Below are 22,497 nucleotides of genomic sequence, written 5' to 3'. Positions count from 1 at the left end.
CTTTACATCGACGATTCGAGCATGGCGCGGTAATCGTCTTCGGAGGCCTCGCGCGGATTGGTCTTGTGGCTGTGATCCTTGAGCGCGCCCCTGATGATCTCGGGGAACAGCCCGGCGTTCACACCGAGTTGCGCGAGGCCCGTCGGCAAACCGAGGCGTTCGGTCATCGTACGCACGGCAGGCGCCACTTCGGCGCCGCTGCCTAGCCCCATTGCCGTCGCGAGGCGGTCGAGCTTGCCTTCCTCGCGCACCGAAGACGCTGCCTCGTTGAACCGCAGCACAGCCGGCAGGAAAATCGCGTTCAGCGTGCCGTGATGCAAACGCGGGTTGATGCCGCCGAGCGAATGGCTCAGGCTGTGCACGCAACCCAGACCCTTCTGGAACGCAAGCGCGCCCTGCATCGATGCGCTCATCATGTTCAGCCGCGCCACGCGGTCGCCGCCATCGCGCGTCGCGCGCTCGATATGACGCCACGCGCGCCACAAGCCGTCCAGCGCAATGCCGTCCGCGGGTGGATTGAAGGCGGGCGCGAGAAAAGTCTCCATGCAATGTGCGATCGCATCCATGCCCGTCGCCGCCGTCAAACCGGGCGGCAAGCCCAGCGTGAGTTCCGGATCGCAAATCGCCACGCGCGGCACCACGTACGGGGAGATCACACCGACCTTGCGACCGTCGTCGAGAATCAGAATGGCGCCACGCCCCACTTCGCTGCCGGTGCCCGCGGTCGTCGGCACGGCGATCACCGGGGCCGTCTTCGCCGTGATGTTCACCGCGCCGCCTTCGATCACCGCGAAGCGCTGCAGCGGTCCTTCGTGCGTCGCGCAAACGGCGACGCCTTTGGCGAGGTCAATGGCGGAGCCACCGCCAACGGCGACGATGCCGTTGCACTCCCCCGCGAGATAGGCCGCCACGGCCTCACGCACGGCCGCTTCGCTCGGATTGGGCGGGGTACCGTCGTAGATCGTTGCTGGCGCAACGCCTGCCAGCGCGCCCAGCACCCTATCGACGATCCCCGCCGCGCGTACGCCCTTGTCCGTGACGATCAATGGCCGGCTGATGCCCACACGTTCGCATTCGTTCCGCAGCAAATGAATGGCGCCGAAATCGAACTGGATTTGCGTGACGTAGTTGATGAGGGACATAGGATTGAGCTTCAGTTATAGTGAATTTGGCCGTTGCGGCGGCAAACGCTGACAACGGCAATGCAATTACCGCATTTCGGCCGCATAGTGCTATTGTTTTGGGCCAGTATAGGGAGACACCTTATACGCGGTAATTGAGAAGATTTGATACAGCTATAACTTTTCCTCAACCCCATGACCCCGTCGCTCAACTCGATCATCTCCCGCCTCCATGTGAAGCAACTTCGGCTGTTGATCGCCCTGGGCGATCACGGCTCGCTGCTGAAGGCCGCCCAACAGGTCTCACTCACGCAGCCCGGCGCCAGCAAGGCATTGCAGGAGATCGAAACGACCTTTGGCACCGCGCTCTTCAATCGCACCAATCGAGGTCTCGAGCCCACCGAGGCCGGTCACTGCGCGATCCGCTACGCGCGCTTGATCCACACCGATCTCACGCATTTGCGCGAGGAGCTTGTCGGACTCTCGCGCGGGCGTGGCGGACGCGTAGCGGTGGGGGTCATCATGGGCGCGGTGCCGCTGCTGACCGACGCGATTTCCACGCTGATCGCGGCGCATCCGGAAATGTCGGTTGAAATCGTCGAAGACACGAGTGCTGCGCTGCTGAGCCAGATCGATGCGGGCCGGCTCGATCTCGCGATCTGCCGCACCACGGTCAGCCAGACGCCGCATCTCTACGAGAGCCTCAAGCTGCAGGACGAAACGCTCGCCGTGATCGCCAACGTGCGGCATCCGCTGCACCGCGCGAAGAAGCTCACCCTCAAGGACACGGAGAAGTATCGCTGGGTGGTCTACCGCGCCAACATGCCCATGCGGCTGTTGCTCGAACGCGAGTTTCGCGAGGCCGAACTGCGCTTTCCCACGCATCTGCTCGAAACGACCTCCGCGTTCGCCACGCTGGCGCTGCTGCAAGGCAATCCCTCGTTCGTCGCGCTGGTGTCGATCGACGTTGCGCAGTTCTTCGCGAGCCAGGAGATGGCCTGCATCCTGCCGCTGCGCCTCGCTTCCCGCAGCGAACCGTATGAACTGGTCACGCGCCAGGGTGCGCCGCTCACCCCCGCGGCGCGGCTGCTCATTGAAACACTGTGCGACAAGCAAGGCATTGAATTCTGAAGCGCGCGACAGCCGGCCCGGGGAAACCCTGGCATTGACCTGAATCAAATCCCTCCCGCACAATGAACCATATCGTGGACTTATCGTCCATATTATGGACATAACGAGAGCAATTGATGACGGACAAGCCCTATTCCCCCATGACGCCGTATCAGCTTCCGTTCCCCAAGGAAGCGCAGCAGGAAATCGTCATTCCCCACGCCATTCCCACCGACGAGCGCGTGTGGGTACCCCAGGCCGAGAACGTATGGTTCCGTCCGCTGTGCCTGAACACGGCACAGGGCTACTGGATGAATTTGCTGCGCGTGCGTAAATCAGGTGTCCTGAGCAGGCATCGGCATCCGCAGGCCGTTCACGGCATGGTGCTCAAGGGCCGCTGGCGCTATCTGGAGCACGACTGGGAAGCGACCGAAGGCAGCTACGTGTTCGAGCCGCCCGGCGAAACGCATACGCTCTACGTACCGGAAGACGTCGAAGAAATGATCACCTACTTCCAGGTCAACGGCGTCATGTTCTATTGCGATCCGTGGGGCAACTACACGGGCTATGAGGACGTGTTCACGAAGATCGACATGTGCCGCAAGCATTACGCGGCGGTGGGTCTTGGCGAGGATTACGTGGATCAGTTCATCCGATGACCCGCGCCCAGTACGATTTCGCGGGGCGCGTGGCCGTCGTGACCGGCGCGGCGGGCGGCATCGGCCGCGCGATCTGCAATGCGTTCGCGCGCGGCGGGGCGCGCACGGTCAACTGGGACCGCGTGCCCGGCCCGCTGGATACGCAGGACGCGCCCCGTCACATCGAAGCCGACGTCACGCGCCCGGAGACGATCGAAGCGGCGCTGGCAGCGACGCTCGCCGAATTCGGGCGCATCGACTACCTCGTGAACAACGCGGGTTTCGCCGGTTCGACCGTGCCGCTCGACGCCTACGATCCCGCCGAATGGCAACGCATCGTCGACGTCAATCTGGTGGGCACCTATCACGTTTGCCGCTTCGTCGTGCCCGCCATGCGCCGCGCCGGTTCGGGGCGCATCGTCAATGTGGCATCGCTCGCGGGCAAGGAGGGCACGCCGAACGCGTCCGCCTACAGCGCGGCGAAGGCCGGTGTAATCGCGCTCACCAAATCGCTCGGCAAGGAACTCGCGCGAACGGGCATTCTCGTCAACGGCATTGCGCCCGCTGCCGTAGAAACACCGCTGCTCGCGCAGATGGCGCCCGCCCACGTGCAGACGATGATCGACAAGAGTCCGCTCGGGCGGCTCGGCACCGTGGATGAAGTCGCCGATCTCGCGCTATGGCTTTGTTCGGATTCCTGTACGTTCAGCACCGGCGCGATATTCGATCTTTCCGGCGGCCGCGCCACGTACTGATACACGCCCAAAGACACCCACACGACAACAGCCAAAAGGAGACGACCCATGATCAAAAAATCGCAACGGCTCAAACGCACCCAGACGATCGCCATCGCCTTTCTGACGATAGCGGGCATCGTGAACTATCTGGACCGCAGCACGCTTTCCATCGCCAACCATTCGGTGGCGGAGGAACTGCATCTGAACGCGTCGCAAATGGGCTTGCTGCTTTCGGCGTTCTCGCTCGCCTATGCGTTCGCGCAATTGCCGGTGGGCGCGATGCTCGACCGTTTCGGCTCGCGCGTGATGCTCGGGCTCGGCATGCTGGTGTGGTCGCTCGCGCAGGTCACGGGGGGCTTCATTCAAACGCTCAATCATTTTCTGGCGGCGCGCGTGGTGCTGGGCATCGCCGAAGCGCCGCTCTTTCCGGCGGGCGCCAAGGTCATTCACGAATGGTTCGCCGTGCGCGAACGCGGCGCGCCAACCGGCACGTTCGTCTCCTCCTCGACCATCGCGCCGATGATCGCGCCGCCACTGCTCACCGCGCTGATGCTCTCGTTCGGCTGGCGTCCGATGTTCATCATCATGGGTGTGCTGGGTGTGCTCGTCTCGGTCGGCTGGTATGTGGTCTATCGCAACCGCGATCAGGTCGTGCTCACGTCCGAAGAAACGGCATGGCTCGAAGACGGCGCGACCGAAGCACCGAAGAAGAGCGCGCTGAGCTTCGCCGAATGGGGCATGCTGCTCAAGCAGCGCAACACGTGGGGCATGATCTTCGGCTTCATGGGCGTGATCTACATGGTGTGGCTCTATCTCACCTGGCTGCCCGGCTATCTGGAGAAGGAGCGCCATATCTCCATCGCGCATACGGGCTGGCTCGTCGCCATTCCCTATGTGTTCGGCACGATCGGCATGGCCAGCAGCGGCTTTATTTCCGATTACCTGCTCAAGCGCGGCATGGCGCCGATCCGCAGCCGCAAGTGGCCGCTGTGCGTCGGGCTGATCGGCGCGGCGGCCTTCACCGTGCCGGCCGCCTACACGCCGAGCACCGCGCTCGCCATTACCTATGTTTCCGTCGCGATGTTCTTCGTGAACATGTCGAGCGGCGCGGCCTGGGCGCTCGTGAGCGTGGCGGCCCCGCGCCATCTCGTGGCGTCGCTCGGCAGCATGCAGAACTTCGGCGGCTATTTCGGCGGCTCGTTTGCGCCGGTCATCACCGGCATCGTGGTCGACCAGACGCATTCGTTCGTGAACGCCCTGCTCATCAGCGCAGCGGTGGCGTTCGCCGCCGCGTTCGTCTATCTCTTCGTCGTCAGGGAAGTCGTGCCTGAAAACGAGCGCCGGACGGCAGCGACCCAACCCACCTGATTCATCTGTTCACTCGCACTACGCATCATGACATTCAAGGACAATTTTCTCGCGGGCAAGGTCGCGCTCGTGACGGGCGGCCACTCCGGCATCGGCGCGGCCATTGCCAACCGGCTCGCACAACTCGGCGCACACACCACGGCCGCCGGCCTGCCGCCTCCCGCCGGCACGCCGGACGTACTCGATGCCGGCGTGCAACGCGCCTCGCTCGACGTGCGTTCGAGCGAAGACGTGACGCGACTGGTTAATGGCTGCGAGCGGCTCGATATCGTCGTGAACTGCGCGGGTGTGATCAGCCGCGGCGAAGAGCACCAGATCGAGGCGTTCGAGCGCGTGCTCGATATCAATCTCAACGGCACCATGCGTGTGTGTTCGAGCGCGCGCGAGCTGCTCAGGGCTTCTTCCGGCTGCATCGTGAACACGGCTTCGATGCTGAGCTTTTTCGGCGGTGGTCTCGTGCCGGCCTATAGCGCCAGCAAGGGCGGCGTGGCGCAGCTCACGCGCTCACTCGCCATTGCCTATGCGCCCGACAATATCCGTGTCAATGCACTCGCGCCCGGCTGGATCGCGACGCCCCTCACCCAGGCCCTGCAGGACGACGGCGGCCGCTCGCAGGGCATCCTCGAGCGTACGCCGATGAAGCGTTGGGGGCAGCCCGAAGAAGTCGCGAACGTGGCCGCGTTTCTCTGCTCGCCCGCCGCTTCGTTCATGACGGGCGCGATCGTGCCCGTGGACGGCGGCTATCTGTGCGCCTGATCCGCAGGAATTGCGGGCATAATGGCGCCACACATGGCGCCCGCTAGCTTTCCGATGTCGACCACTGATTCCCCCACCTCCTCCCAATCCGGCGACGCCAAGGGCGTTGCCGGCACGGCCGCCTTTTCGAAGTTCATCGCCGTGCTGCAGCTCATCGCTGATGCCAGCACACCGCCGAACATCGCGAAGCTCGTGGCCGCGAGCGGCTATCCGCGCCCGACCGTGCATCGCATCGTCGCCGCGCTGCAGGCCGAAGGGCTCGTCGCGGCGGTGGGCGGCGGCAATACGTTCGCGCTCGGGCCGCGTCTCGTGAATCTCGCGAGCCGCAGCTGGGAGCGATCCGACCTGCGCATCGCCGCCGTCGACGCGCTCATGGAACTGCGCAACACGACCTCGGAAACAGTGCACCTCGCCGTGCCCAGCGACGGCGCGATGGTGTACATCGAAAAGCTCGAAAGTCCGCACGCCGTGCGCATGGCTTCGCGTATCGGCACGCGCGTGGCGCTCACGTCGAGTTCGGTCGGCAAGGCCTGGCTCGCCACGCTCACGCCGCCCGAGCGCGAGCCAATGCTCGCACAGGCGCCGCGCGTGCGTTTCACCGAGCATACGATGACCGACCTCGACGCGATCCGCGACGAGATCGAACTCACGGCGCAACGCGGCTACGCGGAAGACCGCGAAGAAAACGAACAGTCGATCTGGTGTTACGGCGCGGCGATTCTCGGCGCCGATGGTCACGCAGTGGGCTGCGTGAGCGTCAGCATGCCGATGTTCCGCCGCCAGGCGGATGCGCAGCAGAGCTACATCGAACCCCTGCTCGCCGCGTGCCGCACCATTGCCGCACGGCTCGGGCCGGTTTGCTTGCGATAACTCAAAACGGCACGACTTCAGCAGGACCGGCCTACTTCGCCTCTTCCACGCGCCGTTCATCGGTGTTGCTGGGATATTTCGCCTGCCCGAAGCGGATGATCAGCACGCCCAGCGCGATCAGCACGATCGCGCCCGCAGACGCCAGCAAATGCAGCTCGGTGTTCGCGCCCGCGCGCAGGATGAGGTCCCGCGCGATCGACACCATGGCGATATACAGCGGGAAGCGAACGGGCAGCTGTCCAGCCTTGAGATACTGCCCGACCATGGCGAAGATCTCGAGGTAGAGAAACATCAGCAGCAGGTCGGTCAGCGTCACGCCGTCCGAATGCACCATATGCCAGATCAGCGCGCCCATGGCGGCCACGGTGCCAATGCCGATGATCAACAGACCGAACAGTTCGGCCAGCTCCATAGCGCGCTCGAGGCGCTCCTTGATCGCTCGTTGCAGAGCGTTCTCGTACTTCATCTTCGTGGTTTCCCATGACACAGTAGGGGGATAGTAGCGCGACAAGATGAAAGTTCGAAAACGCGAAAAAAAATCCGCGTGGGCGCGGGCGCGAAGCGAAATCAGGGCGAAGGCGCGGCGGTCACGCGCTGCACGTCGTTCAGGAGCGCCGCCTCGCCGGTCGTGCTGAGCGCGGCGATGCCGGCAACGCCGTCACTCGCGTATTTGTCGGTCAGGAGTTACAACGCCTCGACATCCACTCGCCATCGCGCAACGGCGTCACGATGGGCAACCGGATTCCCTCGAACATATCAGGCCCCCTTGTTGCCGGTACGCAGACGCAACGCGCCGATCGTGGCTTCCGGCACGCTGCCTATCAGCGTATGCATCGTGAAGTCGATGTCTTCGGGCGCGATATCGAGTAGCACACGCATGGCGCCGCGCGCGAAGGCAGTTTGCGCGACGTAGACGCCGAGCGGGGAATGCAGCAGCGCCGCGAGATGCGCCCGCGCGGCTTCTTCGGTATTCGCGGTCAGCATGACTTCGAGCCAGGCACGCGGGGCCCGCAACGGAACGACCTTTGCACGCGGGCGCGGAGCCGGCGCCACGATCTCGTAACGGGGGATGGGATTTGCGCAAGCCATGAGATTTGAATTGCTATTCGCAGGTTGTGAACACAACTTCAGCGTATTCCCGAACGCGTAAAAGCAGTGTTAAAAATAGCGGTGCGTCGTGTCTAAATCTCACATGCCTTGTGCGAGCTGCGGATTCAACTCGAGATGCAGCACGACGAGCCAGCGTCGCGGGCACGCGTTGGCAATTTCGAGTGGCGCTTCGTGCGCACTTCCACCGCTTCGTACAGGCCCGATGAAGCCCTGCTTCTTCTCACAAGAAAAAATGCCGTAAAAAAGCGCGGCATTTACCTCCCGTTCTGACTTCGGCGTTGGCATTCTTTGCGTTTTCGAATTACCCCGATTCCGCGCTGGGGTCTGCCCGAACGCGCGTGAACCCGCATGTTCGAAAACGTCCGTGGGACACATTACGCTGTCGCGCCGCGCAATGCGGACTACTATATCGTCAGTGTATTGGGCAACCGGGCAAAGGAGGCTCGATGGCCGACTGGTCGAACATGATGCGCGATTTCGTCGACGAAATCGCTGCGAGCGTGGCCATGATCGGCCGCGATGAGCGGGGCCAGTTCGTGGTTTCGGCCTGCAACGATCATTTCATGCGCATGACGGGCGGCAGGCGCAGCGCGATCAAGTCGTTCCCGGCGCCGTTCGATTCGCTCATTCCCAACTACGCCCGAACCGAATTCCGCAAAAAGCTGACCCAGTGCTTCGAATCCGGCGTCGCCCGGGAACTCGAGCAAGCCTATGACCTGAGGGACGGAACGCACTGGTGGCGCCTGTCGTTGAAGCCGATACGCCACGCCGAAAGCGGTGTCTCCGTACTCGAAATCATGGTCACAGGCCTTGAAATCACCACGAAGATGTTGCTGACGCACGAACTGGAAGTCAGCACGTCGCGCTTTCGTTCGGTCGTCGATGCAGCCTACGACGCCATCATCACGATCGACCAGCAGCATTGCATCACGCTATTCAATCGTGCCGCGGAAAACCTGTTCGGGTACTCTGCCGAAGAAATGCTCGGCCAACCGATCACGGACCTTCTGCCCGAGCGCTACCGCGCCAATCATTCGCAATACGTCCACCTGTTTGCGCGCTCGCCCGTGCGCTCGCGGCAGATGGACGAGCGCAACCGCGTGTATGGGCTGCATCGGGATGGGTCGCTGTTGCCCGTCGAAATTGCGATTTCGAAAATCAACGTGGGCGGGCTGATCGAATTCACCGCCGTGATTCGCGATATCGCCGACCGCGTTCGCTTGATGGATCTGCTTCAGAAGCAGGCCGTCACCGACGAGCTGACCGGCCTGCCGAACCGCCGAGAATTTGCCGATACCGTTGAACAGCTTCTCGAAGCCGACAAAACGCTTTCCGTCTTTATTCTCGATATCGATTACTTCAAGAAGATCAACGACAGCTACGGGCACGACATCGGCGACGAAGTGCTGCGCGTGCTGGCCAAAGTCGTGATGAACAGCGACAGGCGCATTGGCGTGTTTGCGCGCTGGGGCGGCGAAGAGTTCGTCGCCGCGCTGCCTGAGTTCAATATCGAGCAGGCAACGGCCGTGGCCGAGGAATTGCGCCAGACCATCGAGCAGCAGGACTTCGAGCATCAATGGCGGCTGGGCAAGCCCGTTCCGTTTACGGTGAGCATCGGCGTAACGGAGCGCCTGCCGGGCGAGGATGACTTCGGTGCGATCGTCAAACGCGCGGACGTGGCGCTCTATCGGGCCAAAGACAGCGGACGCAACCGCGTGGAAGTCGGCTAGCGCGCGCCACAATCGCATCGCGTTCTTTCGCCAGGGAGGCCGTCATGGACAGAATTGCGCTGGCCTGCGTGGCCGTGCTGGGTCTTTTGCTGTTTGGCCTCGGCCTGTCCATTTCCATGCTTCGCTTTCGCGAAGGCACGCTCTCGGGATGCGCGCCGGACCCGGCCAGCCTGCTGCACAAGTTCGTGCGCGCGCATGCGAACACGGCCGAATATGCGCCCTTCCTGGCCGCGCTGTTTCTCTATCTGGGCACACACTCGCCCTCGCCGGCAACGCTCGCGCTGATCGTGGCCGCGACCGTCTGCCGGTGCTTGCTCGTCGTCGGGCTGGTCGCGTTTCCCTCGATGGCAAAACCCAATCCCGCCCGATTTATCGGCGCGCTCGGCACTTACGCGGCCGGTATCGCGCTGAGTCTCGCGTTGCTACGTTGACTCGAGAATGGGCTTTCGCTGTGCGCGCAACGTTGTCGCCGGTGTTCGCTACGGCGCACGCGAATCGCCGCGCAGCGATGCCAGCAACTGCACGAGCGCCTCGATGTCTTCATCCCGCGTGCGCCACGACGACACGCTGATCCGCAACGCAGGCCGCCCTTGCCAGATCGTGCCGCCGAACCACGTTTCGCCCGAAGCCTGCACGGCGCTGCGCAGCGCCAGCGTCTGGGCATCCGTTGCGCCGCGGAACAGCACCTGGTTCAGCACGACCCGGTTGAGCACCTCGTAGCCCAGGCGTTCGAGTTCGGCGCCGATGCGCTGCGCCTGCGCGTGATGGCGCTCGACCATGGCCGCGACACCTTCGCGACCGAGCGTGCGTAGCGCCGCCCACACGGGAATGCCGCGCGCGCGGCGCGAGAACTCCAGTGTGAGGTTCTTCTGCGCGTCGGCGCTCGCAGACAAATAGGCCGCGTCGCTGTTCATCGCCTCGGCGAGCGCCGTTGCATCGCGGCAAATGACCATGGCGCAGTCGTACGGCGTGTTCAGCCACTTGTGCGCATCGGTCGTCCAGCTATCGGCCCCTTCGATACCCTCGGTCAGCGCCGCCAGTGACGAGGTCCGCGCCCACAGGCCGAACGCGCCATCGACATGCACCCACGCGCCGGCCTCCCGCGCACGCGCGATGATCGGCGCAAACGGGTCGAATTCGCCGGTATTCACCTCGCCGGCCTGCAGGCACAGGATCGTGCGGTCGTCGAGCGGCGGGAGTCGCGCCGCATCCACGCCGCCGTGAGCATCGACGGCCGCGTAGACGATGCGCTCCAGCCCGAAGCCCAGGATGCGCAACGCCTTCTTTACTGTAATGTGAGCGAGTTCCGAGACCACGACCTTGATTTCGGGCGCGCCCATCAGCCCCTGGCGGTCGAAGTCCCAGCCTTGCCGTGCGAGCAGCGCGCGCCGGGCGGTAGCGAGCGCACCGAGCGTGCACGCTGTCGCGCTGGTGCCGAAGCCCACGGCGCTTTCGCGTGGCAGGTCGAGCGCTTCGAGCACCCAGCGCCCCGCGATGCGTTCCACCGTGGCTGCGACCGGCGAGTTGTCGAACGTGGAGGCGCACTGATCCCACGCCAGCATGAGCCGCTCGACCGCGGCCGCTGCAGGCAGCGCCGCGCCGATCACGAAGCCGAAATAGCGCGGGCCGTTCGAAGCCGTGGTCGCCGGCGAGCCTACGCGGTCGAGCAGCGACAGCGTGTCTTCGGCGGGTAATCCGCTCGCGGGCAGCGGCTCGTCGAACGCACTGAGCGCCGCGATGGCTGCGTTCGAGGGGAAAACACGCCGTGTGGCGTTGCCTTCGAGATAGCGCAGGCCGCGTGCGTCGGCATCCGCCAGCAGTTTCAGTTCATCCATCCATGTCTCCCGGTTCGAGTTTCCATTCAGGCTTCAATTCGACGTACAGGCGCACGGGGACGCGCGGCATGCGGCGCACCGTGACGGCCCAGAACACGAGCGCCAGCAAACTCACGGCCGCGCCCAGCGTACACACACCATGCCAGCCCGCCGCGGCATACGTCGCCGTCGTGCCGATCGCGCCCAGCCCGCTGCCAACCGCATAGAACAGCATGTAAAGACTCACGAGCCGGCTATGAAGTTGCGCGCTGCTGCGGAAAATCAGGCTTTGATTGGTCACGTGCAGCGCCTGACCGCCGAGATCGAGCAGCACGATGCCGACCAGCAGCATCCATAGCGAGTGTCCCAGCATCGAGAGCGGCCACCAGGCCAGCAACAGCAGCGCCAGCGCGGCAGCGCTGGTGCGCTGGCCCCAACCCCGGTCGGCCCAGTGGCCCGCGCGCGCAGCGGCCAGCGCGCCCGCCGCCCCGGCTATGCCGAAGGCCCCGATCGCCGTATGAGAAAAATTGTAGGGCGGCGCACTCAACGGCAGCACCAACGCGCTCCAGAAGATATTGAGGGTCGCGAACATCAGCAGCGCGAGCACGCCGCGCGTCTGCAGCACGCGATCCGAGCGCAGCAACGCGAACATCGAGATGATCAGTTGTACATAGCTCATCGTGCCTGGCTCACCGCGTGCCAGTTTCGGAAGCCGGCGCCACAGCGGCACGGCCACGGCGAGCATGACGGCGGCGGAACAGCCATACACGCCGCGCCAACCGGCAAGATCGCTCACGCCGCCGGAGAACACGCGAGCCAGCAGCAGGCCGATGAACACGCCACTGCCCGCTGCGCCCACCACGCGCCCGCGCTCGTCGGGCGCGGCGGCGGCCGCCGCATAGGCGATCAAACCCTGCGTCATGGCCGTGCCGAGCATACCCACACCGAGCATGCCGGCCAGCAGCACCGTTACGGATCGCGCGAGACCGACCACGCCCAACGCGCCCGCCAGCGCCAGCAATTGCACGATCATCAGGCGGCTACGCTCTACCCTGTCGCCCAACGGCACGAGTAGCAGCAGCGCCAGCGCGCAACCGGCCTGCGTCGCCGTGACCACGCCGCCAACCGCGGCGCGCGTGATGCCGAAATCGCGCGCCAGGGCGTCCAGCAAGGGCTGCGCATAGTAGACATTGGCGACGCTCAAACCGCTGGCTACGGCGAACAGCAGTACGAGGCCGCGCGACAACGGCGCGCGCGGCTGCACGGGAGCGCCGCGGGCCGGCGTTGCAAGCGCAACGGAATCCGCGTCCATGATCTTCAATCCAGTTTCAAAACAAAACTGATTGAATGGTATGTCGACTGGTTTTAAAATGCAACTACGTGAGGCGTACGCATTACGTCAATACGTTCCAGCAAGAGAGAGAATCGCCATGGCAAGCCGCAAATCCATGCAGAAGGAAACCTGCCCCGTCGCGCGCTCGGTCGACGTGATCGGCGACCGGTGGTCGCTGATGATCCTGCGCGATGTCTTCGACGGCATTCACCGCTTCGGTGACATTCAGCGCAATCTGGGCGTGGCGCGCAATATCCTGTCAGGCCGTTTGAGCCATCTCGTCGAGGCCGGCATTCTCGAAACTCGGCCTGCCTCCGACGGCACGACCTATCAGGAGTACGTGCTAACGAAGAAAGGGGAAAGCCTCTTCCCCGTTATCGTGGCGCTTCAGCAGTGGGGCGAGCGCCATTTGTTCGAGCGCGGCGAACGGCATTCGTGGTTGATCGACAAAGCAACGGGCAAGCCGTTGCTGTCGATGTTTCCGCAGACCCGCGAAGGGCAGGCGCTCACCCCTCACGACACCGTGGTCAAGAAGCCCGCATAACGCCCGCCCGGCTTACATGGCCGGGTCGATGGGCGAAGGCGGCGCGCCGCGTTCCTCGATGGCCTGGCCCGCCAGCAGACACAGGTCTTCGCGGAAGTGCCCGGCGACGATCTGCACGCCAACCGGCACGTCCTTCACCATGCCCGTCGAAACGACGAGCCCCGGCAAGCCCATCGCGGGCAATGCGCGCATGGTCAGCTGGGCGTCCCACACCCGCTGGAATCCCGCCGAGCCCTGCATGTCAAGGTTATCGGGGAACGGCAGTTCGCCCGAAACCGGCAGCAGCAGCACGGGATATTCCGCAAGGAACATGCGCCATGCGCGCGTGAGCGTCGTGCGGCGCACCAGCGACGGGACCACCACGTTCTCGGGCATCGCCGCGACCTTGGCGCGCACGCCGTCCACCACCGCCTGCGCGCCCGGGTCGCCGTCACTCGCCACGGCGTCGGCGAGCGCCGGGAAGCCGTCGCCGAGCCACAGGCGTTCCTGCACTTCGCCGGCGTCACGCAGGAGCGGCACGTCGTCGATCCGCTCGACTGTCCAGCCCGCGTCGGCGAGTCGGCGGCCGGCGTCGAGCAAAGCATCCTCCACCTCCTTCGTGATGCTCATGCCGCCCGGGCGCAGGCAGAGTGCCGCGCGCCGCGGCACGTCGGGCCCGATGAGCGGCGCCGGCGTCCACCACGGGTCGCGCAGGTCGGGCGCGGCAAGCGCCGCGAGCGCCACGCGCAGGTCCTCGACCGTACGCGCCATCGGGCCCGCGCCCGACATCATCTGCGCGCCGAACGGCCGCTCCGGCGACGACGCGTTGAACGCCGGCACCCGCCCGATGCTGGGCCGCAGGCCATGCACGCCGCACGCATAGGCCGGGTAGCGCACCGAGCCGCCAATGTCGGTGCCGAGCGCGATATGCCCGATGCCGGCCGTGACCGCCGCCGCCGCACCGCCGCTCGAGCCGCCCGGCGTGAGCGATGCGTTGCGCGGGTTCTTCGTATGCCCGTGGACCTGGTTGCTCGTGAACCAGCGCAGGGCGAAGGTCGGCGAATTGGTGCGGCCGAGCAGCACCGCACCCGCACGCACGAGGTTTTCGACGGCGGGGCTGTTGACCTGCGCGATCAGATCCTTTTGCAGACGCGTGCCGTTGGTCGTCGCGAAGCCCGCCTGGTCGATGTTGATCTTCGTAGTGACGGGCACCCCCGCGAGCGGCCCCGGGTCTTCGCCGCGCGCTATCGCCGCGTCGATTCTGTCGGCCTGGTCGACGACCCACTCGGGCCGGTAGTCGATCACCGCGTTGATGAGCGGATTGACGGCTTCGAGACGATCGAGCGCGGCCTTCGCGGCCTCGCGTGCCGACACCTCGCGCGCGCGAACCCGCTTGGCGAGCTCAGTTGCAGTTAAACGCCATAGTTCAGTCACGATCCCTCCGGTTCGTTAGCAAATCGGGAGTGGCCAGACCTGTTCAGGCGCTGGCCGATAACGTCTCGACACGCTGCCGGTCGCGCAGAACCGCCAGCGCGAGCGCCGCGAGTCCGCATGCCGCGATGAGCGCGAGCAGCGCCGCGCGGCCGCCGTGCACCAGCACCCAGCCGCCGACGGTCGGAAACCCGAACGCGCCGACGAAGTACGCCGCGACGAACCACGTGAGCGCGGCGCGGCGGTGCGCGGCGACGGAGTCGTTGACGGCCTGAAGCTGGACGATCGGGTAAGCGAGCCCGTACCCGGTGCCCAGCAGCACCGCGGCCGCCGATTGAAACAGCACGTGAAACGGCACGACGAACATCGCCGCGCTGCCCATCACCATCATGACGAGCAGCACTTTCGTCGCGGTTTCGGAGCGCATCTTGATGACCACGCGCGAGAGCAGCCAGCGCGTGGCGATGACCGTCACCGTGTAGACGCTGAAGAAAGTCGTCGCCTTCGCCTCGGTGCCTTGCACGAGCGACATCTGGAACGTCATGAGGCCCGAGAACACGCAGCCGCCCAGCGCGATGATGACGATGGGATACACCGCGCGCGTGCGGGCGATCACGCCCATCTTCAGGAGCCACGGGTCCGGCGAGGCCGGTTCTTGCGTCGCGGTAGTGGAGCGCACGTGCGGCGCGAGCCGGCCGAACAGCTCGAGCAGGACGGCCGCCAGCACGCACAGGCCGCCGATCGCATAGAGCACGCCGCCAAGCGGCATGCGCCAGAAGCGGATCGCAAAGCCCGCCAGCGCCGGACTGGCGCCGATGCCCGTCATCTGCATCGTGGCGAAGCGCAGGAACCACAGGCCGCGCTCGGCGTCGTTCGTGCGCTCGGCGAGCGCCATGGGCGCGGCGAGGCAGAACGCGCCCCAGCCGAAGCCCACGAGGAAGCCGGGCACGACGTCGAAGCTGCTCACCTGCTCGACGAGCGCGAAACTCACCACGCCCGCGCCCACGCAGAGCGCCGCGAGCGCGGCCATGCGCGCCGCGCCCACATGCTGGGCGACCCAGCCCGTGAGCGAGACGCCCACGAAGGTGCCGAGCGCCGCGCCCGCGAGCGCCACGCCGGTGTTGATGTCGTTCCCGCCGATGGCGCGCACGTGCATGGAGAACAGGAACGTCGCGCCATAGCCTGCCGATGCGAGCAGGACGCCGACGAGCATGATGAGGGCACTGAATGGGCGCACGGCGGGCCTTCCGGACGATGACGGAAGTGTGCAGATTATCAGTCCCTGTACCCAGCGTTGCATTCAGGTGCTCCTCGGGTGCGATGTCGGCGGCGGGCGAGCGGTCGCGCGAGTCGAAGCGCTTCCACCGCACGGCCGGGACGGGCCGGTTACTTGACGTCCTGCTGCGCGTGTTCCGCCGCGTCGATGATCGCGTCGGCCACGGCCTTCGGCTGGCTCAGCATCGAGACGTGGCTGCCGTTCACTTGTGTCACCTTCGCGCCGATGTGCTTCGCCATCGATTCCTGCAGCGCGGGGGCGATCATGCGGTCGCGCGCCGTCACGACGAAGTACGAAGGCTTGTCGTGCCACGCGGCCTGCGTGACCTTCTGCGAGAGGGCGCCGCTGAACCACGGGCCCTGGGTCGCCGCCACGATGCGTTGCTGCGCGGGCGGCAGGTCGGGCGCGAAGTCCTCGCGGATCGCCTTGTCCGAAAGCGTCAGGTAGCCCGCCGAGTCCTTGCGCAGTTCGCTCGCCCAGGGCGCGTCCGGCTGGCCCTGGGTGATATCGGCGATCGACTGGCCGTTGTCGGGCGCGAAGGCCGCCACGTACACGAGCGACTTCACCTTCTCGTCGTTGCCGGCTTCGCTGATCACGACGCCTGCCCACGAGTGGCCGACCAGCACCACCGGGCCCTTCTGCTGCTCGATCACGCGCTTCGTTGCGGCCGTGTCGTCGGCGAGCGAGCTGAGCGGGTTCTGCACGGCGACGACGTGCAGGCCGCGCGCTTCGAGGAGCGGAATCACGCGGTTCCAGCTGGAGCCGTCGGCGAACGCGCCGTGCACCAGCACGACGTTGGTGCCTTTCAGGTCCTGCGGCGGCGCGGCATGCGCCGCTTGCAGCGCGAAGAGGCCGCCGAGGAAGGCCACGGACGTAAAAATCTGCTTGATCGAAGCCATCGTTTTTCTCTCTTCTCTTATCGGGTCGTTCGGTGGGTCGGGAAAGGCGGATTACGAATGCGCGTAGATCGGGCCGAGGCCGGGGATATCGTCCTGCGCAGCGCGCGCGGCGTTCGTGCCGTTCATGGCGTGATGCGGCTTGCGCGGAGCGGACGCATCGGACGAGCCGGCCGTCACACCGCCATACGATGACGAAGCGGCTTGCTGCGCGACCTGCGTGGCTTCCACGCGCGCCAGCGCGGCCTGGATGTTGCGCGGGTATTGGGTTTCGTCGGCGGCCGGGTTGTAGCCGGCTTTCTGCAGCTGCACGAGTTCGGCGCGCACCTGCGCACGGGTGACGGGCTCGTTCGACTGAGCGAACGAAAGAACCGGGGCGGCGGCAAGAGCGGCGAGGGCGAGGAGCTTGAGGGCTTTCATGAGGTTCTCCAAAGAGGAAGGGGTAGACAGCGATCGGGTTCAAACCGGGTTCAGTTCAGCGCGAGGGGTTTATCGAGCTGGCGTAGGTGTATTTGAACGCCCCGATGTATCTGCCGTGTTTCCATTTGGGGCGCGGTTTGCATATGAACGTGTCCGAATTGCCCGCAGATACATTGCTCTACAAAAAGCCCTCCGCGATGCGGCACAGCCATAAAGCAAACGCCGCCGGCCCGCGAGGGCACGGCGGCGTGGCGTGGCGCTTATCAGCCGAACGTGAAGCTGTAGACGTGCGCGCCCGGGTCGAGAAAGCGGATCTCGAAGGTGTGATCTCCAATGCGGCCGGACTGCCGCACGAGCTGATAGAGGCGCGCGCTGGTGGCGACGCCGGTGCCGTCCGCTGCGACGTCGGCGCCATGCGCGGCTCCCGGAGGCGCGCCGTCGATGCTGATGCGAAAGCGCACGGGCTTGCCGTCGGCAGTGGGCGCGAGCACCAGATGCAGGTCGCGCGCATGGAAGCGATAGGCAATGCTCGCCTGCGGCGCGCCCGCCACGGCGGACTCGGCGCCCACGTTCCACTGCCCGCCGAACGCCCACTGGCTCAAGCCGAGCTGCCCCGGCAACGTGTACGCGGCGGCCGTATCGGCCTGCACGCGCTGCGCGTTCGCATTGCCCTGCGCCTCGCGATACCCCACATACGTTTCGCCCGAGCCGATGTCGCGTTGATCCGCGGGAGCCAGCGCGCCGCTTGACTGTGGTGCTGTCGGCGTGGCGGCGGGGGCGGCGCGGCCGTTGTCGGCCAGCAGTTGCTGGATCGCCTGCTCGGCCTGCGCGTAGTCGCCTTCGCCGAAGTGGTGATAGCGCACGCGCCCCTGAGCATCGACGAGATAGAACGCCGGCCAGTACTGGTTGCCGAAGGCGTTCCAGATGCGGTAGTCGCTGTCCACGGCGACGGGATAGCGGATGTCGAGATTGGCCAGCGCGCGCTTGACGTTGCCCGTGTCGTGCTCGAAACCGAATTCCGGCGTGTGCACACCGATCACGACGAGGCCGTCGTTACGGTAGCGATCGGCCCACGTCTTCAGATACGGCAGGGTTCGCAGGCAGTTGATGCACGAGTAGGTCCAGAAGTTGACCAGCACGACCTTGCCGCGCAGCGCTTCGGGCGTGAGCGGCGCGGAGTTGAGCCACGCGTTCGCGCCGTCGAGCGCCGGCAGGCGGCCTTCCACCGGAAGATCGACCGCGGGCGCCGGGGCCGGCAGCGACACGCGCACGATGTGGGCCGCTGGTTCGTCTCGTACCGCTGGACGAGTTGCCTGGGCTACCCGCTCCTCATGACGCGCTGGCTCCGCGCTCGGCGTCTGCCGTGCCGCAGCGGGGCTCGCAAGCAGGTCGACGAGGCGCGCTTCCACGCCATTGGTCGGCGCGCCCGGCACCAGCGCAAGCAGGCGCGTATCCACGCCCAGCGCGATCGCACCGACCGTGAGGAGCACGAGCGCACCCATCGCGCGCCGCACATGCTCGCCCACGCCGAGCGAGCGCTTGAGCGCAGCCATCGCGCGATGGCCGAGGCCCGCCACCACCGCGAGCGAACTGGCGGCGCCCACGGCATAGGCCGCGAGCGCGGCCCACGTCTGCCAGGTCACGCCGTGGCGAGCCGCGCCGGTGATGATGAGACCGAGGATCGGCCCCGCGCACGGCGCCCACAGCAGGCCAGTCGCGGCGCCGAGCAGCACGGCGGAACCGATGCGGCGCGACGCGCCGTCGTCCTGCGAGCGCGCCATGAAGCTGTCGGCGAGCACCGTGAGCGGGCCGGAAAGGCGCGTGGCGAGCGCGGGAAAGAGCAGCGCCGCGCCAAACAGCGCGAAGAGCCCGAGCGCGATCCAGCGGCCGTACTCGCTCAGCTGCGCCGCGCCGTTCAGGCCGGCGGCGCCGAGCCCCGTGAGCAGCGCGAACGTGAGCGCGAGGCCAAGCAGCATGGGCAGCCGGCCAGTGAGGAAAGGTTCTTCGGAACGTGCGAACACGAACGGCACGACCGGCAGGATGCAGGGGCTCAGGACGGTGAACGCACCGCCCACGAATGCGATGACGATGAGTAACATGAGTTCGGTCTCCAGACGAAAGTCGGCGGACTTGCCATGTGCCGTATTTCAGCGCGGGCATGTATCCGGGGAATGTCCGGAACGCGGGCGTCGTGCATCGTCATGTATCGCGCAGGCGGCTGGATACATGGGGATACAAACACGCGCACGGCGTACAGCGGCCCGCGAAGCTGTGGCCGCGCAGTGGACGATTTGTATCCCTACGTATCGCGCCCCGCCGGCGACACACTACGTTTCAACAGTGCCGCAAGCGGGACACGAGCCAGATACGTGGGAGCGGTCCAATACGCTCGTCGTCCACACAAGGAGAACTCTCATGATCTCTCGTCTCAAGATAGCCGCTGTTGCCATCGGCCTCGCTGCCACCGCCGGGCTCGCCGCGTACGCTTCGGGCGAAGCGCCGTCGGGCGGCTCGGCCGCGCTGCAGACCGGCGCGCAGGCGCCCGACTTCACCGGCATCAGCAACTGGCTCAACAGCCCGCCGCTCGACCTCAAGCAACTGCACGGCAAGGTCGTGCTCGTCGACTTCTGGACCTTCGACTGCATCAACTGCGCGCACACTATCCCGCACATCAAGGAGCTGGACGCGCGCTATCGCGACAAGGGTCTCCTGGTGGTCGGCGTGCATACGCCCGAATATTCGTTCGAGCGCGATACCGGCAACCTGCAGAAGGCGATCAAGCAATACGGCATTACGTACCCTGTCGCGCAGGACAACGGTTACGCGACGTGGAACGCCTATGGCAATCAGTACTGGCCGGCGGTCTACCTCATCGACCAGAACGGCAAGCTCGTTTATACCCACTTCGGCGAGGGCGACTACGCGCAGACCGAGCAGAAAGTTCGCGATCTGCTGGGCATTCAGGGCAAGCAGGGATGATCGGCTGGCGCGGCGCCGCTCCGGCTGGCGGGGCGGCGGCGATCACGCGTTTGCCCGCGTAGATCCGGCAGCAGCGCGCGAAGAGACCGACTATACGCGTAACATGCGCGCGTACCCGCAAAAACGGAGAAGACCGATGTCGACAGACTGGAAAGGCCGCTGCCTGTGTGGCGCGGTGCAATACGAGGCTCGCGGCGCAGCGTTCGCGCAGCTCGTTTGTCACTGCCGCGATTGCCAGCGCGCTTCCGGATCGGCCGGGTTGCCGGTAGTCGTGGTGAGTGCGGCCGAATTCTCGTTCGAAGGCGAAATCCGCTCTTACACAATAACGGGCGGCAGCGGCATGCCAACGACACGAAATTCCTGTGCGCATTGCGGCAGCCTGCTCTTTGGCACACCACAGCATGCGCCGGATATCGTGACGATCTACGCCGGATCGCTCGATGACCCTTCACGGTTTCGCGCCGAATTCGTTCAGTTCACGTCTGAGCGGCATCAGCTGGACGCCCGCGAGCCCGGCATTGCTCAACATGCGGGACGAGCGCCCTGAGACACTCAAAGGTGCCGCGTTTGCGGAGGCGGATTGCCCCAATCATTCGCGAGACCGTTGGCATAGGAGATCGGTGCATCGAGGGCTTCGTTCAGGTCGAAGTCGTCGATGCACATGATATTCACGTTGATGTAAGGGTAACCCGTTCCATTCGGCATATCGACGCGGTCGAATACATGCACGCCGCAGTGTTTGCAGAACGGATGGTGGGCTACCGGGTTCTTCCCTTCGTAATGCGTGAGATCGCTTTCGCCCGAAAGCAGAACGAAGTCTTGCGGGCGAACCTGGACGAGCCAGAGGCGGAGCCTTCCGCAGAAACTGCAGTTGCATTTTCCCGTGCCCTTGCTGAAATCGATTAGGGCTTCGAACTTCACCGACTGGCAATGGCAACTTCCACGGTACGTCCGCTGCATGGGGCTCTCCCGATCAGTGTGAAGACAACTGCGGAATTATGTCACCGATCCTGAATCAGGAGCCCCTGCACCCTGTCAAGGTGCAAATCGAGTAAACAAGTAGTCGCGATCATTTCCCACTTGCGGTAGCCGGGCGCAATCGTCAAGCCGTAGATCGGCGATGCGGCCTGCCCCGGCGCTTGCGTACCTTACTGGGCCCACGCAGCGGGAACCTGCGCGAGAGCCGCGCGCAGTGCGAGCACGACGGGCGCGCGATGCTTGAGAAAACGTGCTTGCATCGCGGCCTCCGTCACAGATGCGTGACTTGCAGGATGGCCTGCGCGAACTCCTTGGGCGCTTCCTGGGGGAGATTGTGGCCAATGCCGCCATCGAGATTGCGGTGCAGATACTTGCCCGTGAACTTCTTCGCGTAGGCGGCCGGCGCGGGATGCGGCGCGCCGTTGGCGTCGCCTTCGAGCGTGATGGTCGGCACGGTGATGGCCGGCGCGGCGGCAAGACGCTGCTCGAGGCTGTCGTACTTCGCCTCGCCCTGTACGAGCCCGAGGCGCCAGCGGTAGTTGGAGATCACGATGGCCACGTGGTCCGGATTCTGGAAGGACGCTGCGCTGCGCTCGTAGGTCGCGTCATCGAAGTTCCACTTCGGCGAGGCGAGTTGCCAGATCAGCTTGTTGAACGCATCGCGATTCGCGGCATAGCCCTGCACGCCGCGCTCGGTCGAGAAGTAGAACTGGTACCACCACTGCAGCTCGGCTTGCGGCGGCAGCGGCTTGCGGTTCGCCTCCTGGCTGCCGATCAGGTAGCCGCTCACGGAGACCATCCCCTTCACGCGCTCGGGCCACAGCGCCGCGACGATGTTCGCCGTGCGCGCGCCCCAGTCGTAGCCGCCCAGCACGGCCTGATCGATCTTCAGGGCGTCCATGAACGCGACGAGATCGACGGCGGTGACGGCCTGCTGGCCGTTGCGCGGCGTGTCGTCGGAGACAATGCGCGTGCTGCCGTAGCCGCGCAGATACGGCACGAGCACGCGATAGCCCGACGCGGCCAGCATCGGTGCGACCTCGACATAGCTATGAATGTCGTACGGCCAACCGTGCAGCAAAATCACAACCGGACCGTTCTTCGGACCCGCTTCGGCGTAGCCCACATTGAGCAAGCCTGCGTTGACCTGCTTGATCGGGCCGAACGAGACGCCGTTGCCCGTGCGCGAGTTGCCTTCCGTGCCGCCAGCCGACTGTGCGTGCGCGAGACCGCCGAATGCGAAGTCCGCGAGCGTGAGGCCGGCAAGCGACGTGCCGAGAAGGCGACGGCGCCGGACGTTGACGGGATCTGACATGACCATTTCTCCTTGTTGTGCATGCAGGCCGCGCCCGAACGGCTTGGCCTCGTTGATGAGCCGGCGGCAGCAGATCGTTCGAACCGGTCGAT

General features: G+C 65.4%; 24 protein-coding genes and 1 pseudogene. 11 read left to right on the top strand and 14 right to left on the bottom strand.

What is annotated here, in order from left to right; translation table 11 throughout:
• Positions 1 to 2: 2 nt before the first annotated feature.
• Entirely contained in the window at positions 3 to 1,142 is a 1,140-nt protein-coding gene (locus AB4Y36_RS17445) for an iron-containing alcohol dehydrogenase (RefSeq protein WP_368683676.1), read from the bottom strand.
• A gap of 174 nt (positions 1,143 to 1,316) precedes the next feature.
• Between AB4Y36_RS17445 and AB4Y36_RS17440 the strand changes: the two genes are divergently transcribed.
• The 6 genes from AB4Y36_RS17440 (at position 1,317) to AB4Y36_RS17415 (ending at position 6,600) form a co-directional block, all read left to right on the top strand.
• The gene (locus AB4Y36_RS17440) at positions 1,317 to 2,252 is read left to right on the top strand and encodes a LysR family transcriptional regulator (RefSeq protein WP_368683675.1); all 936 of its coding nucleotides are present in this window, start codon (positions 1,317 to 1,319) and stop codon (positions 2,250 to 2,252) included.
• A 116-nt stretch (positions 2,253 to 2,368) separates the two neighbouring features.
• The gene (locus AB4Y36_RS17435) at positions 2,369 to 2,890 is read left to right on the top strand and encodes a 2,4'-dihydroxyacetophenone dioxygenase family protein (RefSeq protein ID WP_069262353.1); all 522 of its coding nucleotides are present in this window, start codon (positions 2,369 to 2,371) and stop codon (positions 2,888 to 2,890) included.
• A complete protein-coding gene (locus AB4Y36_RS17430) occupies positions 2,887 to 3,624 on the top strand; it encodes an SDR family NAD(P)-dependent oxidoreductase (RefSeq protein WP_069262354.1) in 738 nt (245 codons plus the stop codon). Before AB4Y36_RS17435 ends, AB4Y36_RS17430 begins: the two co-directional genes overlap by 4 nt.
• Positions 3,625 to 3,672: 48 nt before the next feature.
• Positions 3,673 to 4,974: an MFS transporter gene (locus AB4Y36_RS17425; RefSeq protein WP_342948317.1), complete on the top strand. Its 1,302-nt coding sequence runs from the start codon at positions 3,673 to 3,675 to the stop codon at positions 4,972 to 4,974.
• Positions 4,975 to 5,001: 27 nt separating this feature from the next.
• A complete protein-coding gene (locus tag AB4Y36_RS17420; protein ID WP_069262356.1) occupies positions 5,002 to 5,730 on the top strand; it encodes an SDR family NAD(P)-dependent oxidoreductase in 729 nt (242 codons plus the stop codon).
• A gap of 54 nt (positions 5,731 to 5,784) precedes the next feature.
• On the top strand, positions 5,785 to 6,600 hold the full coding sequence (locus tag AB4Y36_RS17415) for an IclR family transcriptional regulator (protein ID WP_069262446.1): 816 nt from the start codon (positions 5,785 to 5,787) through the stop codon (positions 6,598 to 6,600).
• Between the two features lie 31 nt (positions 6,601 to 6,631).
• Here the strand turns inward: AB4Y36_RS17415 and AB4Y36_RS17410 are convergent, their stop codons facing one another.
• The 3 genes from AB4Y36_RS17410 to AB4Y36_RS17400 form a co-directional block, all read right to left on the bottom strand.
• On the bottom strand, positions 6,632 to 7,066 hold the full coding sequence (locus AB4Y36_RS17410) for a phosphate-starvation-inducible protein PsiE (protein ID WP_069262357.1): 435 nt from the start codon (positions 7,064 to 7,066) through the stop codon (positions 6,632 to 6,634).
• Positions 7,067 to 7,356: 290 nt separating this feature from the next.
• Positions 7,357 to 7,584 (bottom strand): hypothetical protein, encoded by a 228-nt coding sequence (locus tag AB4Y36_RS17405; protein ID WP_256094505.1) that lies wholly within the window; start codon positions 7,582 to 7,584, stop codon positions 7,357 to 7,359.
• Positions 7,585 to 7,788: 204 nt separating this feature from the next.
• A complete protein-coding gene (locus AB4Y36_RS17400; RefSeq protein ID WP_368683674.1) occupies positions 7,789 to 7,995 on the bottom strand; it encodes a hypothetical protein in 207 nt (68 codons plus the stop codon).
• A gap of 161 nt (positions 7,996 to 8,156) precedes the next feature.
• On the opposite strand from AB4Y36_RS17400, the gene AB4Y36_RS17395 reads away from it, so the two are divergent.
• Positions 8,157 to 9,440: a sensor domain-containing diguanylate cyclase gene (locus AB4Y36_RS17395; RefSeq protein WP_069262360.1), complete on the top strand. Its 1,284-nt coding sequence runs from the start codon at positions 8,157 to 8,159 to the stop codon at positions 9,438 to 9,440.
• Between the two features lie 44 nt (positions 9,441 to 9,484).
• On the top strand, positions 9,485 to 9,871 hold the full coding sequence (locus AB4Y36_RS17390) for an MAPEG family protein (protein ID WP_368683673.1): 387 nt from the start codon (positions 9,485 to 9,487) through the stop codon (positions 9,869 to 9,871).
• 48 nt (positions 9,872 to 9,919) lie between these two features.
• On the opposite strand, the gene AB4Y36_RS17385 is transcribed toward AB4Y36_RS17390, so the two are convergent.
• Positions 9,920 to 11,275 carry an aspartate aminotransferase family protein gene (locus AB4Y36_RS17385; protein ID WP_368683672.1) on the bottom strand — a complete coding sequence of 452 codons (1,356 nt, stop codon included), beginning with the start codon at positions 11,273 to 11,275 and terminating at the stop codon, positions 9,920 to 9,922.
• Positions 11,268 to 12,566, bottom strand: a complete 1,299-nt coding sequence (locus tag AB4Y36_RS17380; protein WP_368683671.1) for an MFS transporter — start codon at positions 12,564 to 12,566, stop codon at positions 11,268 to 11,270. The genes AB4Y36_RS17385 and AB4Y36_RS17380 overlap by 8 nt, the downstream gene beginning before the upstream one ends.
• A gap of 118 nt (positions 12,567 to 12,684) precedes the next feature.
• Between AB4Y36_RS17380 and AB4Y36_RS17375 the strand changes: the two genes are divergently transcribed.
• On the top strand, positions 12,685 to 13,131 hold the full coding sequence (locus tag AB4Y36_RS17375; protein WP_368617580.1) for a winged helix-turn-helix transcriptional regulator: 447 nt from the start codon (positions 12,685 to 12,687) through the stop codon (positions 13,129 to 13,131).
• Between the two features lie 12 nt (positions 13,132 to 13,143).
• Here AB4Y36_RS17375 and AB4Y36_RS17370 read toward each other — a convergent pair whose 3' ends face one another.
• The 5 genes from AB4Y36_RS17370 to AB4Y36_RS17350 form a co-directional block, all read right to left on the bottom strand.
• Positions 13,144 to 14,544 carry an amidase family protein gene (locus AB4Y36_RS17370; RefSeq protein ID WP_368683670.1) on the bottom strand — a complete coding sequence of 467 codons (1,401 nt, stop codon included), beginning with the start codon at positions 14,542 to 14,544 and terminating at the stop codon, positions 13,144 to 13,146.
• Between the two features lie 43 nt (positions 14,545 to 14,587).
• Positions 14,588 to 15,778 (bottom strand): MFS transporter, encoded by a 1,191-nt coding sequence (locus AB4Y36_RS17365; protein WP_368683669.1) that lies wholly within the window; start codon positions 15,776 to 15,778, stop codon positions 14,588 to 14,590.
• Positions 15,779 to 15,927: 149 nt separating this feature from the next.
• Positions 15,928 to 16,716: an alpha/beta fold hydrolase gene (locus tag AB4Y36_RS17360; protein WP_368683668.1), complete on the bottom strand. Its 789-nt coding sequence runs from the start codon at positions 16,714 to 16,716 to the stop codon at positions 15,928 to 15,930.
• Between the two features lie 51 nt (positions 16,717 to 16,767).
• On the bottom strand, positions 16,768 to 17,133 hold the full coding sequence (locus AB4Y36_RS17355; RefSeq protein ID WP_368604718.1) for a DUF4148 domain-containing protein: 366 nt from the start codon (positions 17,131 to 17,133) through the stop codon (positions 16,768 to 16,770).
• A 263-nt stretch (positions 17,134 to 17,396) separates the two neighbouring features.
• Positions 17,397 to 19,232 (bottom strand): redoxin family protein, encoded by a 1,836-nt coding sequence (locus AB4Y36_RS17350; protein WP_368683667.1) that lies wholly within the window; start codon positions 19,230 to 19,232, stop codon positions 17,397 to 17,399.
• A 316-nt stretch (positions 19,233 to 19,548) separates the two neighbouring features.
• Here AB4Y36_RS17350 and AB4Y36_RS17345 point away from each other — a divergent pair, with 316 nt between their 5' ends.
• Both AB4Y36_RS17345 and AB4Y36_RS17340 read left to right on the top strand, forming a co-directional pair.
• Positions 19,549 to 20,112 carry a thioredoxin family protein gene (locus tag AB4Y36_RS17345; RefSeq protein WP_368683666.1) on the top strand — a complete coding sequence of 188 codons (564 nt, stop codon included), beginning with the start codon at positions 19,549 to 19,551 and terminating at the stop codon, positions 20,110 to 20,112.
• A gap of 103 nt (positions 20,113 to 20,215) precedes the next feature.
• Positions 20,216 to 20,659 (top strand): GFA family protein, encoded by a 444-nt coding sequence (locus tag AB4Y36_RS17340; RefSeq protein ID WP_368683665.1) that lies wholly within the window; start codon positions 20,216 to 20,218, stop codon positions 20,657 to 20,659.
• Positions 20,660 to 20,664: 5 nt separating this feature from the next.
• Here AB4Y36_RS17340 and AB4Y36_RS17335 read toward each other — a convergent pair whose 3' ends face one another.
• The 3 genes and pseudogenes from AB4Y36_RS17335 to AB4Y36_RS17325 all read right to left on the bottom strand — a co-directional run bounded on the left by AB4Y36_RS17335 (position 20,665) and on the right by AB4Y36_RS17325 (position 22,405).
• Positions 20,665 to 21,033 (bottom strand): GFA family protein, encoded by a 369-nt coding sequence (locus AB4Y36_RS17335; RefSeq protein ID WP_368683664.1) that lies wholly within the window; start codon positions 21,031 to 21,033, stop codon positions 20,665 to 20,667.
• A gap of 143 nt (positions 21,034 to 21,176) precedes the next feature.
• Positions 21,177 to 21,251: pseudogene (locus tag AB4Y36_RS17330) on the bottom strand (cytochrome C oxidase subunit III); the annotation flags it as partial.
• 110 nt (positions 21,252 to 21,361) lie between these two features.
• On the bottom strand, positions 21,362 to 22,405 hold the full coding sequence (locus AB4Y36_RS17325; RefSeq protein WP_368683663.1) for an alpha/beta fold hydrolase: 1,044 nt from the start codon (positions 22,403 to 22,405) through the stop codon (positions 21,362 to 21,364).
• Positions 22,406 to 22,497 lie beyond the last annotated feature (92 nt).

Origin of the sequence: Paraburkholderia sp. BR10936, from assembly GCF_040965735.1 — a bacterium.
Lineage (GTDB): Bacteria > Pseudomonadota > Gammaproteobacteria > Burkholderiales > Burkholderiaceae > Paraburkholderia > Paraburkholderia nodosa_A.
The sequence above is the reverse complement of the archived record's forward strand: the minus strand, read 5'-3'. Positions and strand labels throughout refer to the sequence as shown.

Coding starts and splice junctions, on each gene's coding strand:
- AB4Y36_RS17445 (WP_368683676.1), bottom strand. CDS start 1,142: ATGTCCCTCATCAACTACGTCACGCAAATCCAGTTCGATTTCGGCGCC.
- AB4Y36_RS17440 (WP_368683675.1), top strand. CDS start 1,317: ATGACCCCGTCGCTCAACTCGATCATCTCCCGCCTCCATGTGAAGCAA.
- AB4Y36_RS17435 (WP_069262353.1), top strand. CDS start 2,369: ATGACGGACAAGCCCTATTCCCCCATGACGCCGTATCAGCTTCCGTTC.
- AB4Y36_RS17430 (WP_069262354.1), top strand. CDS start 2,887: ATGACCCGCGCCCAGTACGATTTCGCGGGGCGCGTGGCCGTCGTGACC.
- AB4Y36_RS17425 (WP_342948317.1), top strand. CDS start 3,673: ATGATCAAAAAATCGCAACGGCTCAAACGCACCCAGACGATCGCCATC.
- AB4Y36_RS17420 (WP_069262356.1), top strand. CDS start 5,002: ATGACATTCAAGGACAATTTTCTCGCGGGCAAGGTCGCGCTCGTGACG.
- AB4Y36_RS17415 (WP_069262446.1), top strand. CDS start 5,785: ATGTCGACCACTGATTCCCCCACCTCCTCCCAATCCGGCGACGCCAAG.
- AB4Y36_RS17410 (WP_069262357.1), bottom strand. CDS start 7,066: ATGAAGTACGAGAACGCTCTGCAACGAGCGATCAAGGAGCGCCTCGAG.
- AB4Y36_RS17405 (WP_256094505.1), bottom strand. CDS start 7,584: ATGCTGACCGCGAATACCGAAGAAGCCGCGCGGGCGCATCTCGCGGCG.
- AB4Y36_RS17400 (WP_368683674.1), bottom strand. CDS start 7,995: ATGCCAACGCCGAAGTCAGAACGGGAGGTAAATGCCGCGCTTTTTTAC.
- AB4Y36_RS17395 (WP_069262360.1), top strand. CDS start 8,157: ATGGCCGACTGGTCGAACATGATGCGCGATTTCGTCGACGAAATCGCT.
- AB4Y36_RS17390 (WP_368683673.1), top strand. CDS start 9,485: ATGGACAGAATTGCGCTGGCCTGCGTGGCCGTGCTGGGTCTTTTGCTG.
- AB4Y36_RS17385 (WP_368683672.1), bottom strand. CDS start 11,275: ATGGATGAACTGAAACTGCTGGCGGATGCCGACGCACGCGGCCTGCGC.
- AB4Y36_RS17380 (WP_368683671.1), bottom strand. CDS start 12,566: ATGGACGCGGATTCCGTTGCGCTTGCAACGCCGGCCCGCGGCGCTCCC.
- AB4Y36_RS17375 (WP_368617580.1), top strand. CDS start 12,685: ATGGCAAGCCGCAAATCCATGCAGAAGGAAACCTGCCCCGTCGCGCGC.
- AB4Y36_RS17360 (WP_368683668.1), bottom strand. CDS start 16,716: ATGGCTTCGATCAAGCAGATTTTTACGTCCGTGGCCTTCCTCGGCGGC.
- AB4Y36_RS17355 (WP_368604718.1), bottom strand. CDS start 17,133: ATGAAAGCCCTCAAGCTCCTCGCCCTCGCCGCTCTTGCCGCCGCCCCG.
- AB4Y36_RS17350 (WP_368683667.1), bottom strand. CDS start 19,232: ATGTTACTCATCGTCATCGCATTCGTGGGCGGTGCGTTCACCGTCCTG.
- AB4Y36_RS17345 (WP_368683666.1), top strand. CDS start 19,549: ATGATCTCTCGTCTCAAGATAGCCGCTGTTGCCATCGGCCTCGCTGCC.
- AB4Y36_RS17340 (WP_368683665.1), top strand. CDS start 20,216: ATGCGCGCGTACCCGCAAAAACGGAGAAGACCGATGTCGACAGACTGG.
- AB4Y36_RS17325 (WP_368683663.1), bottom strand. CDS start 22,405: ATGTCAGATCCCGTCAACGTCCGGCGCCGTCGCCTTCTCGGCACGTCG.